This is a genomic window from Lacibacter sp. H407, from assembly GCF_037892605.1.
GTDB lineage: Bacteria > Bacteroidota > Bacteroidia > Chitinophagales > Chitinophagaceae > Lacibacter.
The window spans coordinates 3320598-3334087 of record NZ_JBBKTU010000001.1 but is presented as its reverse complement, the minus strand read 5'-3'; the positions used below and the strand labels follow the sequence as shown (position 1 = coordinate 3334087).

The following is a 13490-nucleotide window of genomic DNA, read 5'->3' as shown; positions in this document are numbered from 1 at the left end:
GGCAAACCATTTGTTCTTCCGAAATTTACCGCCATCAAATTACATTCATTGATCATTGATTCAAGCATATGAAAATTCATTTCTGGAGTGTAGGCAAACAACATGAAGCGTATGTAAAAGCAGGTGTTGATGAATTTACAAAACGTATTTCCAACTACTACCCTGTTGAATGGACCATTCTGCCGATGCCTAAAAATACCGGTACACTAAGTGAATCAGATTTGAAAAAAAAAGAAGGCGAACTTATTCTCAACAGCCTGCAAAAAGATGATTACCTCGTTGCATTGGATGAACGTGGCAAACAGATCAGCAGTGAAGGCCTTGCCGAATTGATCATGAAACGTGGAAATGAAAGTGTAAAGAACCTTGTGTTCCTGATTGGTGGTGCCTATGGCATTGATGAAGCGGTGATGAAACGGGCGAACTATAAATGGAGTTTATCACAATTGGTTTTTCCACATCAGTTAGTGCGGTTGATCCTTGCAGAACAGGTGTACAGGGCCTGCAGCATCAACCGGAATGAAAAGTATCATCATAGTTAAGTAAGAGATACGAAGTTTGAAGTACGATTGCACTCCGAAGTATTGCAGCTTGCCATTTGTAAATTATTTATTGCACATTACTCATTGTCCGTTCGCCACTAACTACTCACCACTCACAATTCACCATTCACGATTGCCCATTCACCTTTTCTCTTTAGCTTTGAACCTAAACCACGCAAGGAATGGAGTTTACAATTACGATCGCCATTATTATCATTACCGCCATCATTTCATTTACCGCATTCAATAATGACAAAATAACCAACGATTTGATTTTCTGGCCTCCCATGATCAAGGAGAAACACCAGTACTATCGTTTTATTACGTCCGGCTTTATACATGCTGATATTGCACACCTGGCGTTCAATATGATCACGTTGTATTTCTTTGGCCGTGCCATGGAAATGTTCTTCATTGCCAAGATCGGCAAAATCGGATTCCTGCTGTTTTACATAGCCGGGATCATTGTTTCAGAAATTCCTTCGTTTATTAAGCACCGTGATAATTATCAGTACCGCAGCCTCGGTGCATCAGGTGCTGTAACAGCGGTGTTGTTTTCGTTTATTCTGTTAGCACCATGGCAGACGCTTTATGTGTTCTTCCTGCCGGTTCCCGCTATCATTTTTGCAGCCTTGTATGTTGGCTACTCCATTTACATGGATCGGAAAGGTGGGGACAATGTAAATCACAGCGCACATTTGTGGGGAGCTGTTTGGGGCATTGCATTTACGCTGTTGATGGACCCAAGTGTATTTCCACATTTCCTTGAGCAATTGATGAAGCCGAGTTTTGGATTTTAATTTTCAGTTGGAGTGAACTTCATCTGCAACACTTCTTTCGTTGCCGGTGTAACTTTAATGCGATCATCAATTCGATGACCCACCACCCAAATGATCTTCTTATTACTCTCCAACACCCATACTTTTTCTTTTTGTGTTTTGGAGAGTTTATTATCAATTAAAAAACGGGCCACTTTCTTTTTCTTTTTCATACCAAGTGGATAGAAATAATCACCCGTTTTCCATTTGCGGAGCAACAAGGGAAAATCAATTTCTTTTGCATCAAGCAATGCAATGTTATTAGGTGAGTTAAGCTCAACGTTTGAATCATCGATCTTCCTGCATGACAATTTCCCTTCTTCAAACAAAACTTCTGCATCTTTTTCTTCGATGATGATGGTTGCAGATTCAACCGACTGTACAGCTGAGATAATAAACCAATGCCGGTGTTTGATGATGCGATAATGAAAGGCAGGCGAATCGATGTACTTGCCCGAATCGCTCTCAGCCAATTTCAACACTTCATCAATTTGCTTTTCAGAAAAGCCATATGGATGAATGATCTCGTAGATCAATGCTTTGTTCTTGTACTCCAGCAGTTGTTTGACAGGGATATGAATTTCATTTCCCTTCACCCTGCATAGTTTTTTAATGATGGCTTGTGTTGAAAGCTTATAGAGTTGCTCAATTTCCAAAAAGCGGTTGATGTTGTCCGTGAGATTTGTTTTTACCTGCGGATATACTTTTTCAATTGAAGGAATAATTTCATTCCTGAAAAAATTGCGTGTGTATTTTGATGACTGATTAGATGAATCTTCCCTGAACTGCAAACCATGTTCAGTTGCATACTCCAGCAACTCCTGTTTGGTGAATGATAACAATGGACGTTTTATATGTCCGTTTCCAACAGGAATACCGGTTAGGCCATGCAAACCTGTACCACGGAAGAAATTCATCAGCAGGGTTTCGATGTTATCATCTGCATGGTGGGCGGTCAGAACGTGAGTCGTGAGTGGTGAGTCGTGAGTGGAAGCCATTCCGACTGACGAATTCACGACTGACGACTGACGATTTACGATCTCTTCAAACCACGTATAACGCAACGCTCTTGCAGCTTCCTGGATGGATAGCTTATTTGTTGTTGCATATTCCTCCGTATCAAATTTCTTAACAAGCACTTCAACATTGTACTTCTCTCCCAGCGATCTTACAAATATTTCATCTGCATCACTCTCCTCTCCTCTCAATTGAAAATTGCAATGAGCAATGCGGAACTGATATCGGGCTTTGTGACAAAGATCAGTCAACACAACACTATCTACGCCGCCGCTAACGGCCAATAGTAGTTGATCTTTTGATTGAAAAAGATGATGTTGCTGAATGTATTGTTGAAAACGGAAAAGTAAACTCATTTAAATAAATCACAGATGAAGTGAGCAAAGTAGTACAAGTGTGCGACGCAACAAAAGATTAATCAAAGCACAGTAGCCGGTAACCAAAAACTATAAACCGAAAATTCTAAAACGTCAACTCCTCCCAAGCCCCTCTCAACTCACCCAATGCATGCTGCTCCCCTTTTTCCTTCGCTACTTCCATTCCTTTCTGATACCATTCAATAGCTTTATCGTTATCACCGATCCGCTCAAACAATTTACCGAGATGGTAATACGAACCCACATAACCCGGCTCAGCTTCCAACAACTCTTCAAACAATTGCTTTGCTGTTTCATCATCGCCCAGCTTTACATGTTCCAGCGCCAGTGCATGTTTTAGAAAACTATCGTTGGGACTATCCCTTAAAAACTTCCGCAATTGCTCTATCCGCTCCATGATTGTGAATATTTTTTAGCACAAGATAGGGAATGAAAACCCCAAACCTTTATCTTTGTATAGTTGCATAAACAACTATTTTTAACCTTCTACAAAATTTGCTTGCATGAAGATTTTAGTTTGTATCAGTAAAACACCGGATACGACGGCAAAAATAGCCTTCACCGATAACAACACAAAGTTTGCGCAGGATGGCGTGCAGTGGATCATTAATCCGTACGACGAATGGTATGCATTGGTGCGTGCCATTGAACTGAAAGAAAAAGATCCTTCAACCGTTATTCATCTGGTAACTGTTGGGCCTGCTGATGCAGATCCGATCATCCGCAAAGCATTGGCATTGGGAGGCGATGAAGCCATTCGTGTAAATGCCGATAGCCATGATAGCTTTTACATTGCTGCACAAATTGCGGAGATCGCAAAACAAGGTGCATACGACCTGGTATTCACCGGTAAAGAAACTATTGACTATAATGGTTCATCCATTGGTGGTATGGTTGCTGAATTACTCGATCAACCTTATGTTTCTCTTGCAACAAAGTTTGAATTGAATGGGACAGTTGCAACCATCAACCGTGAAATTGAAGGTGGCGAAGAAACCTGCGAGGTTAGTCTGCCCGTAGTTGTTAGTTGCCAGAAAGGAATGGCTGAGCAACGTATCCCCAACATGAAAGGTATTATGGGTGCACGTACAAAACCTTTGAAAGCAGTTGAACCGGTCGCTGTAGATGCACTCACTTCAGTTGCTTCATTTGAATTACCTCCTGCGAAAGCTGGTGTAAAACTGGTTGATCCGGAGAATGTAGGCGAATTGGTGAGATTACTTCACGAAGAAGCCAAGGTTATTTAATAATGGATAATGGTTTAATGGATAATTTATATTTTACCATTAAATTAATTGCCATGAAAGAAAACATCTTAAAAACAAAAAGTTTTGACTTTGCTGTGCGGATAGTAAAACTCTATAAGTTCCTGAAGAAAGAGCATAATGAGTTTATTCTATCACAACAAATAGTTAGAAGCGGTACTTCTGTTGGAGCACTGATCAGAGAAGCGGAACATGGAGAGAGTTTGAAAGATTTTATTCATAAGCTAACGATTGGATTAACAGAAGCAAACGAATCAAAATACTGGTTGGATTTGCTTTATGCAACGGAATTTATTACAAAAAAAATGTACGACTCGATGAATAAGGATTGTGAAGAGCTTTTGAAATTATTAACCGCCAGCGTGAAAACATCAAAATCAAGAATCAAATAATTATCATTTATCCATTAATTAATTATCAATTATATGAGCGTTTTAATATTCATCGACTCTGCCGAAGGTCATGTAAAAAAATCTTCGTTTGAAGCATTAACCTATGGTGCACATTTAGCCAAACAACTCGGCACAAGTGCTGAAGGCGTTTTGTTGGGAACTGTGGCGGATGATGTGGCCTCTTTAGGAAAATATGGTATTTCAAAAATTCATCATGTGGCAAACGATAGCCTGAATCATGTAGATGCACAGGTATATGCAAAAGCAATTGCTGATGTGGCAACTGCTGCAGGCGCAACCGTGATCGTGCTTTCACATAACGTAACAGGGAAAGCTGTTTCTCCACGACTGAGTGCAAGATTAAAAGCGGGTTTGGTAGCCGGTGCTGTTGGTTTGCCCGATACAAGCAATGGATTCGTTGTGAAGAAAGGCGTGTTCAGCGGAAAAGCATTTGCACACATTGCAGTGAACACTCCGGTAAAAATTCTTTCCATCAGCCCTAACTCATTTAAAACAGAAGCCGGTGAAGGAACTGCTGAAGTAGTTGCTTCAAATGTAACGGTTGATGCAGCAAAAATAAAAGTAACAGCAACGAATAAGGTAACCGGACAGGTTCCATTAAGTGAAGCTGAGCTGGTAGTGAGTGGCGGCCGTGGTTTAAAAGGACCGGAGAACTGGGGCATGATGGAAGAACTGGCTGGTTTGCTGGGTGCAGCTACCGCCTGCAGCCGTGCGGTGGCCGATGCACATTGGCGTCCTCATCATGAGCATGTTGGACAAACGGGTGGTTCCATTGCGCCGAATTTATACCTGGCCGTTGGCATTAGTGGTGCTATTCAACATCTGGCTGGTGTAAACCGAAGCAAAGTAATTGTGGTGATCAACAAAGACCCTGAAGCACCTTTCTTCAAAGCTGCCGATTACGGTATTGTAGGCGATGCGTTTGATGTGATCCCGAAAATGATACAGGAAGTAAAGAAACTCAAAGGAGTGGCTTAAGTCAGCCGATAGTGGATAGTCTTTAATCGATAGCCTTTGGTTGAAAGTTGTTAGAATTTTACTGACGACTATCGGCTAAAGGCTATCGGCTTTTATAGTATTTATTCAAATCAAAGCCCTTAAATTTGCCGACAGGTTATGAAAAAGATAGAACTGGAAATAGTTGCCCTTTCGCACAGCATCACCCAAACGCATAGTTACGCAGTTGTGTTGGGTGAAGTAAACGGATTACGTCGGTTACCGATCGTTATTGGTGGTTTTGAAGCCCAAGCCATTGCTGTGGCACTTGAACGTATGCAACCCAGTCGCCCCCTTACGCATGACCTGATGAAGAATTTCATGATGGCTTTCAATGTTGAGCTGCATGAAATTGTGATCAACGATCTGCAGGAAGGTATCTTCTACTCCAAACTGCTTTGCTCTACCGACCATGATACGGTTGAAATCGACAGCCGCACCAGCGATGCACTTGCACTTGCTGTACGCTTCGGTTGCCCCATTTATACCTACGAGAATATTTTGGAAAGCGCAGGTATTTTAATGGAAGATGAAGAAAAGAAAAAAGAAGAAGTGGCAGTAAGCAGCTCACAGGTGAGCAGCAGCGGTGAAGAAAAAGAAGACCTGAAAGCATTAAGCATCGAAGAACTGCAAACCCTGCTCAATGATGTACTGGAGCAGGAAGACTATATCAGAGCCATTGCTATTCGTGATGAGCTGTCGAATAGAAAAAAGTAATTGATAATTGGTTAATGGATAAATGATAATTTGCACCCATTACTTTTTCATTTCACATTATTCATTTCTCATTTTTCATTCTTCGAATGATCGTTTTCCCTAATTGTAAGATCAATCTCGGATTACATATTCTCAATAAACGGGAAGATGGCTATCATAATCTCGAAACTGTTTTTTATCCGGTGCAGTTGAGAGATGCGTTGGAAGTAGTGAGAAGAGACGATGGACGACAGACCATAGACGACAGCAAGACCACTCACCACTCACCCCTCACTACTCACATTTCTTTCTCATCCACCGGTTTACCGATTGCCGGCGACGAAGCAAACAATCTCTGCATCAAAGCTTACCAATTACTCAAAAAAGATTTCTCTGCTCTCCCACCCGTTCAGATGCATTTACACAAAGCCATACCGATGGGTGCTGGTTTAGGTGGCGGCAGTGCCGATGGTGCCTTTGCATTGAAGTTGTTGAACGATAAATTTCAATTAGGATTATCAACACAGCAGTTAATTGATTATGCACTGCAGTTGGGAAGTGATTGTCCGTTCTTCATTGTAAATAAACCTTGCTATGCAACGGGCAGAGGTGAAAAGTTAGAATCAGTTGAGCTTGATTTATCAGCTTATCATTTTGCCATTGTAAATCCGGGCATTCATGTAAATACGGGTTGGGCTTTTGCGCAATTGAACAGCAATGGTTCAGGTCGCTCTGAGCGCCCCGACCCAAAACAAATGATTCAACAACCCATTGAAACCTGGAAAGACCAACTCACAAATGATTTTGAAGAACCGGTAAGCAAAGCACATCATGAGATTGCAATAATCAAACAACAACTCTATGATGCAGGTGCAGTATATGCAAGCATGACGGGAAGTGGAAGTACGGTGTTTGGGATATTTAAAGAAATACCGGAGTTGGCATTTTCAGAAAATTATTTATACAAAATGATATAACAGCTTACTGTATGTAACGCAAGAGATATTCTTCCAGTTTCCATGCTCTGATATCACGACCAATTATTTTTCCATCTGCATCCAACAGGAAATTAACGGGTATTCCTCTCCCGAATAAATTAAAGGCTTTGGCTATTTCACTGTTCCAATATTTGAAATCACAAACCTGTATCCAGCTCATACTGTCTTGAACAATTGCATCCAACCAGGCTTGCTTTTCTTTTTCTCGGTCTAATGAAAAAGAAATAATCTCGAATCCTTTTGTTTGATACTTTTTATAAACTTCAACTAAATACGGGCTTTCCTGTCTGCAGGGCACACACCAACTTGCCCAGAAATCGAGCAAGATAAATTTGCCTTTAAAGTCAGATAATTTCCGGGGTATCCCATCCTTATCTGTAAACAAAATAGCAGGCGCTTGTTTTCCAATCTGCAAACTACCTTCTTTTAATACAAACTTTCCCAATTCAATTCCACCTGTTGTTTGTTTAATGTTAGAAGCAAGTTTTTGATAAAACAAATTAAGTGAATCAAACTGCAACCTGTGGCGGTTAAACGAAAGTAAATCGATACTTATGTATGAATTGGGGTTAGCATAAACAAAGTCGATATAAAGTCGCTCCTTACCTTCCGTATACGGGATCATGTACTTATCAGTTAATGAATCGTACAACGTCCAGTTCTTTTCGCTCTCCGCTTTTTTGATTGTTGAAAGAACAGGCTTCCATTTGATCTCATAGGTCTTTATTTGTTCGTTATAATATTTCCAATCGTCCTGAGTTTTTGAGCCAACCAATTTCACTTCACTAAATTTTCCGTGTACAAGTTGCAACTTCATTATTGCCGGTTCAATGAAAAACTGTGCATCGTTAGTACCTTCTGAATCAGTTTTTTTCTTTGCACTGCTATACAAATACACTTTTGTAGGTTCCGAAATATTTCCTTTAAAACTGAAATCCCCATTTTGTACAACTGCACTGTCCAAAATGTCAGCACTTTTCGAATCACGATAATTTAAATAGATAATCCCCTCGTTGAAACCATTGATTTTTCCTTGCAAAATAAAATTGCTATCCTGTGACTGTATTTCAGTGCAAAAAGGAAGTAAAAATAAATAGGTAAAAATGTTCTTCATACATAGCTTTTGCCAAAGATGCAAAACTCTTTCAACTTCATAAAACTGTTCCAATAATATTGAAAGATTATTTTTCAACCGCCGACAGGGTTTGCAACCACTGTCGGATTTCTCCATAAGATTCAACTCATAACCCTTAACAGAATTTACTCTGCCTCTTTTAATAACCCCTCCAAATCCAACCTCTTCGTCACCATTTCCAAATTTCCATTTGCATCCAACGGCCATTGCTCTTTTGGTTTATCCCAATACAGTTCAACACCATTTCCGTCAGGGTCATCTAAATAAAGCGCTTCGCTCACACCATGATCCGATGCACCGGTTAACGGATATTTTGCTTCCAGCAATCGTTTCAAAATAACAGCAAGGTCTTTTCTTGTGGGATAAAGAATAGCTGTATGAAATAAGCCCGGCACATTCACCGGTGCCGGACCTGTCCCTTTGCTGTGCCAGGTATTCAAACCAATATGATGATGATAACCACCTGCTGAAATAAACACAGCCTGCGAACCATAGCGTTGTGTTATTTCAAAACCAAGCAGTTCGTTGTAAAAAGCTAATGAACGTTCTATATCTGAAACTTTTAAATGCACATGACCAATGCGGGTTTGTGCAGGAACAGTGTAACTCATAACTCAGATTTTATTTTATGAAAGTAAGCCAGTATTTTTGTAAGGCAATGAAACAGCAACATTCCTTTCTCCAGCAAAATCTCGATCTGCTCAACCACTAAGTTGTAGCCCTCCTAACCTCTCCCCAAAGGGGAGGAATAATACAGCAAGTTGGTTTCATAACTTTTGCATTTTTCATTTTCAATTCTTCATTTTTAATTTTCTTGTTATGCATACTTCTATTGCAGCAACATCTGCCAATACACAATATTTTATTGATAAAGAAAAGCAGTTCGGTGCTCACAACTATCACCCATTGCCTGTGGTGTTGAAACGTGGCGAAGGTGTTTTCATGTGGGATGTAGATGATAAACGTTACTATGATTTCCTGAGTGGTTATTCTGCCGTTAACCAGGGGCATTGTCATCCACGCATTGTTGCATCATTGATTGAGCAGGCGCAAAAACTGACGCTTACCTCACGTGCATTTCACAATAATCTCTTAGGTGAGTATGAAGAATACATCACACAATATTTCGGTTACGATAAAGTGTTACCGATGAATACCGGTGTTGAAGCCGTGGAGACAGCCATTAAGTTAGCACGCCGTTGGGGTTATGAAATAAAAGGCATTGAAGAAAACAAAGCGAAGATCATTGTATGCGCACAGAACTTTCACGGAAGAACAAGCACTGTGATCTCGTTTAGTACTGATCCTTCTTCTTATACCAGGTTCGGACCGTTCATGCCGGGCTTCAAAGTAATTCCCTTCAATGATTTGGAAGCATTAAAAGAAGCATTGGATGATAAAGATGTTTGCGGATTTTTAGTTGAACCCATTCAAGGCGAAGCTGGTGTAGTTGTTCCAACTGAAGGCTATTTATCAACTGCAAAAAAATATTGTGCAGAAGCAAATGTATTGTTCATTGGCGATGAGATACAAACCGGTCTTTGTCGCACAGGAAAAATGCTGGCATGCGATCATGAGAATGTTCGTCCTGATATTTTGATTCTTGGCAAGGCTCTCAGCGGTGGTGTACTACCTGTAAGTGCTGTACTGGCCGATGATCAGATCATGATGACGATCAAACCGGGTGAACATGGAAGTACATACGGTGGCAATCCGTTGGCATGTGCTGTCGCCATTACTTCTTTGCAGGTATTGAAAGAGGAGAAGCTTGCAGAACGTGCAGAACAACTCGGACAATTATTAAGAGATGAAATTGAAAAACTTAATTCTCCTTTCATCAGTTTGGTTAGAGGCAAAGGCTTATTGAATGCAATCGTGATCAAACACAGTAACCCTGAAGCAGCATGGGATCTTTGTATGGAGATGAAAGAAAACGGATTGCTTGCAAAACCAACGCATGGTGACAAGATCCGTTTTGCTCCACCATTGGTGATTACAGAAGAACAGATTCATGAATGCGTGGGAATTATTAGTAAGAGTTTGCAGGTGCTTCAATAACACAGTCATTACCCGGTAGCCAATAGATAGTAGCCCAATACACCGGGCAACTGACTATCGGCTATTTACTTATGGCTATCGGCTGCCTCAGAACCCTTATTTTTGCACCTCAATTTGTAGAAAGACATGAGCGACGAAAAAAGCCTGAATTTTATTGAAGAGATCATTGAAGAAGACCTGAAAAACGGGAAGTATGAGTCTATTCTTACACGTTTCCCGCCGGAGCCAAATGGCTACCTGCACATTGGTCATGCCAAAAGTATTTGCTTAAACTTTGGCTTAGGCATCAAGTATAACGGCAAAACCAATTTACGTTTTGATGATACAAACCCCGTAACGGAGGATACAGAATACGTTGACAGTATCAAAGAAGACATCAAATGGCTGGGCTTTAACTGGGCCAATGAATTTTATGCATCCGATTATTTTGAGCAGTTGTATGGATTTGCCGTAAAACTGATCGAAAAAGGATTAGCCTATGTTGACGACAGCAGCAGCGAAGAAATAGCCAAACAAAAAGGCACCCCTACTCAACCGGGCGTACGAAATCAATACAGTGAACGAAGTGTAGAAGAAAACCTGCAACTGTTTGCGGACATGCGTGCAGGAAAATACAAAGACGGCGAAAAAGTACTCCGTGCAAAGATCGATATGACATCACCCAACATGCACATGCGTGATCCGCTGATGTACCGTATCAAACATGCGCATCATCACCGCACAGGTGATGCATGGTGCATTTACCCGATGTATGATTTTGCACATGGCCAAAGTGATTCAATTGAAAACATTACACACTCTATCTGTACATTGGAATTTATTCCCCATCGTCCGTTGTATGAATGGTGTATAGAAAAACTCGAAATATTTCCGTCAAAACAATATGAGTTTGCCCGACTGAACCTCAACTATACGGTGATGAGTAAACGCAAATTGCTGCAACTCGTTAACGAAAACCATGTAACCGGTTGGGACGATCCACGTATGCCTACCATCAGTGGTTTACGCCGCAGAGGATATACACCTGAAAGCATCCGTGAGTTTTGTGATAAGATCGGTGTAGCCAAGCGTGATAACCTGATCGAATTCGGGTTACTTGAATTTTGTGTACGGGAAGATCTCAACAAAATTGCTTACCGACGTATGGTGGTGTTCAATCCCATCAAGGTGATCATTACAAATTATCCGGAAGCACAAACCGAAACATTACATTCAGAAAACAATCCGGAAGATGCGAACAGCGGTGCAAGAGCTATTCCGTTCAGTCGTGAAATATTGATCGAAGCAGATGATTTTATGGAAGTAGCGCCGAAGAAATATTTCCGTTTGGCGCCGGGACAAATGGTACGTTTGAAAAGCGCCTACATCATCAAGTGCGATGAAGTAGTGAAAAATGAAGACGGCTCCATTGCGGCTATTCATTGCAGTTATATTCCTGAAAGTAAAAGCGGAAGTGATACAAGCGGCATTAGTGTAAAAGGAACCCTGCATTGGGTAAACGCTGCTGATGCAGTGGAAGTGGAAGTTCGGGAATACGATCGTTTATTCCGAGTAGAAAATCCTGCAAGTGAAGAAGGTGACTTTAAAGAATACATCAACCCTAATTCGTTAACGGTGGTGAAAGGATATGCTGAACCGGCTATTCAAACAGCAACCCTTACCGATCGTTTTCAATTTTTACGCAAAGGATATTATTGTTTAGATAAGGATTCAACTACAGATAAATTCATTTTCAACCGCACTGTTACATTGAAAGATGCCTGGGCAAAAGAAGTGAAGAAAGGATAATGCAAGTTGTTCAACGCAAAATATCAATTATGATGAGCAGTTACCTTTCGAGTGAACAGTCATCAAAAAAGAAACCCCGCAATTGGCGGGGTTTCTTTTTAATGTGCTACTGACTTTATGGAATCGGGGTCATGTTTGTATTTAAATGTAGTAAAAAATAAAACTGCAATTACCAGCGAGTAAGCCGCAAAACTATACCAGATGCTTGGCCAGTCTTTTACTCCTGCGGCATCAGTAAAATAATCAACAACCTGTCCTGCAAAAAGTCCACCAAGTATAGCACCAAGTCCATTTGTCATCAACATAAACAAACCTTGTGCACTTGCCCTGATACCCGGCTTTGCTTCTCTGTCAACAAAGAGAGAACCGGAAATATTAAAAAAGTCAAACGCCATACCATATACGATCATCGACAGTATGAGCAACGAAAGTCCTGAACCCGGATTACCTAAACCAAACAACGCAAAGCGTAGTACCCATGCGATCATACTGATCAACATTACCTGCTTAATACCAAAACGTTTCAGGAAAAACGGAATCGCAAGAATAAACAGCGTTTCGGAAATCTGTGAAAGCGAGATCAATATATTACTGTGTTTTACCGCAAAGCTTTCTGCATACTCCGGAGTTTTACCAAAGTCGCCGAGGAATGGGTTACCAAACATATTTGTGATCTGCAATGCTGCACCTAAAAACATAGCAAATAAAAAGAACTTCGTCATCATCGGACTCTTGAACAATTGAAATGCATCTAAACCCAAACGGGTAGCAAACGATTTTCGTTCTGTCGACTTACTTGTTTCAATACGAGGTAACGTAAAACAATACAAGCCAGTGATAACACCGGCAACTGCTGCAAAATAGAATTGATTGTTGTTTTGCGTCCAGCCCAACAGATCAACAGCCCACTCAGCCACAATAAAACCAACAGTTCCCCACACCCGAATAGGAGCAAATGTTTTTTGTACGTCAAGGTTTTGTTTGCTTAATAAAGAGTAAGACACTGAATTGCTTAAGCCGATCGTTGGCATATAAAAACAACTTACAAAAAAGATGGCCCAATACATGTCGGCGGCGTTTGTAACCGTGCTGGCGTAATACAACCCTGCTGCAGCAATAATATGACTGATGCCAAGCATGATTTCGGCCCGAATATATTTGTCGGCTATTATACCAATCAATGCAGGCATAAACAATGAAGCCCAACCCATTGTTCCATATGTATTGCCAACTTTTGAACCCAGGTTTGGATCAATTGGATTATTGAAGTTAGCAAACATGTAACCTCCCAAAGAAATAAGCCATATCCCCCAAATAAAAAACTGAAGAAAACTTAAAACCGTAAGACGGGACTTCAGATTCATCAATGCAAATTTTAATGATAAAC

Annotated in this window: 14 protein-coding genes; 9 read left to right on the top strand and 5 right to left on the bottom strand. The window is 40.7% G+C overall.

The window, feature by feature from the left end; genetic code table 11:
* The first annotated feature begins 68 nt into the window (after positions 1–68).
* Together WG989_RS14600 and WG989_RS14595 are read left to right on the top strand one after the other, a co-directional pair.
* Positions 69–542: a 23S rRNA (pseudouridine(1915)-N(3))-methyltransferase RlmH gene (locus WG989_RS14600; protein WP_340430424.1), complete on the top strand. Its 474-nt coding sequence runs from the start codon at positions 69–71 to the stop codon at positions 540–542.
* Positions 543–724: 182 nt separating this feature from the next.
* Positions 725–1342 carry a rhomboid family intramembrane serine protease gene (locus tag WG989_RS14595; protein ID WP_340430423.1) on the top strand — a complete coding sequence of 206 codons (618 nt, stop codon included), beginning with the start codon at positions 725–727 and terminating at the stop codon, positions 1340–1342.
* Here WG989_RS14595 and tilS read toward each other — a convergent pair.
* Both tilS and WG989_RS14585 read right to left on the bottom strand, forming a co-directional pair.
* A complete protein-coding gene (gene tilS, locus WG989_RS14590; protein ID WP_340430420.1) occupies positions 1339–2733 on the bottom strand; it encodes a tRNA lysidine(34) synthetase TilS in 1395 nt (464 codons plus the stop codon). The two genes, WG989_RS14595 and tilS, sit on opposite strands and share 4 nt — an antisense overlap.
* Before the next feature lie 106 nt (positions 2734–2839).
* Positions 2840–3151, bottom strand: coding sequence for a tetratricopeptide repeat protein (locus WG989_RS14585; RefSeq protein ID WP_340430418.1), 312 nt, complete (start codon positions 3149–3151; stop codon positions 2840–2842).
* Between the two features lie 106 nt (positions 3152–3257).
* On the opposite strand from WG989_RS14585, the gene WG989_RS14580 reads away from it, so the two are divergent.
* From WG989_RS14580 to ispE, 5 genes are all read left to right on the top strand, one after another.
* Positions 3258–4001 carry an electron transfer flavoprotein subunit beta/FixA family protein gene (locus WG989_RS14580; RefSeq protein ID WP_340430416.1) on the top strand — a complete coding sequence of 248 codons (744 nt, stop codon included), beginning with the start codon at positions 3258–3260 and terminating at the stop codon, positions 3999–4001.
* A 53-nt stretch (positions 4002–4054) separates the two neighbouring features.
* Complete coding sequence (locus tag WG989_RS14575) at positions 4055–4411, top strand: four helix bundle protein (RefSeq protein WP_340430414.1); 357 nt, start codon at positions 4055–4057, stop codon at positions 4409–4411.
* A gap of 33 nt (positions 4412–4444) precedes the next feature.
* On the top strand, positions 4445–5410 hold the full coding sequence (locus tag WG989_RS14570) for an electron transfer flavoprotein subunit alpha/FixB family protein (protein WP_340430413.1): 966 nt from the start codon (positions 4445–4447) through the stop codon (positions 5408–5410).
* Positions 5411–5548: 138 nt separating this feature from the next.
* Positions 5549–6145 (top strand): bifunctional nuclease family protein, encoded by a 597-nt coding sequence (locus tag WG989_RS14565; protein ID WP_340430411.1) that lies wholly within the window; start codon positions 5549–5551, stop codon positions 6143–6145.
* Positions 6146–6231: 86 nt separating this feature from the next.
* Positions 6232–7101 (top strand): 4-(cytidine 5'-diphospho)-2-C-methyl-D-erythritol kinase, encoded by an 870-nt coding sequence (gene ispE, locus WG989_RS14560; RefSeq protein ID WP_340430410.1) that lies wholly within the window; start codon positions 6232–6234, stop codon positions 7099–7101.
* 4 nt (positions 7102–7105) lie between these two features.
* Here ispE and WG989_RS14555 read toward each other — a convergent pair whose 3' ends face one another.
* Entirely contained in the window at positions 7106–8236 is a 1131-nt protein-coding gene (locus tag WG989_RS14555; protein WP_340430409.1) for a redoxin domain-containing protein, read from the bottom strand.
* Between the two features lie 146 nt (positions 8237–8382).
* Positions 8383–8868, bottom strand: a complete 486-nt coding sequence (locus WG989_RS14550; protein WP_340430406.1) for a VOC family protein — start codon at positions 8866–8868, stop codon at positions 8383–8385.
* 208 nt (positions 8869–9076) lie between these two features.
* On the opposite strand from WG989_RS14550, the gene rocD reads away from it, so the two are divergent.
* Together rocD and WG989_RS14540 are read left to right on the top strand one after the other, a co-directional pair.
* Complete coding sequence (gene rocD / locus WG989_RS14545; protein WP_340430405.1) at positions 9077–10315, top strand: ornithine--oxo-acid transaminase; 1239 nt, start codon at positions 9077–9079, stop codon at positions 10313–10315.
* 126 nt (positions 10316–10441) lie between these two features.
* Entirely contained in the window at positions 10442–12103 is a 1662-nt protein-coding gene (locus WG989_RS14540; protein ID WP_340430404.1) for a glutamine--tRNA ligase/YqeY domain fusion protein, read from the top strand.
* Positions 12104–12201: 98 nt separating this feature from the next.
* Here the strand turns inward: WG989_RS14540 and WG989_RS14535 are convergent, their stop codons facing one another.
* Entirely contained in the window at positions 12202–13467 is a 1266-nt protein-coding gene (locus WG989_RS14535) for a nucleoside permease (RefSeq protein WP_340430402.1), read from the bottom strand.
* Positions 13468–13490 lie beyond the last annotated feature (23 nt).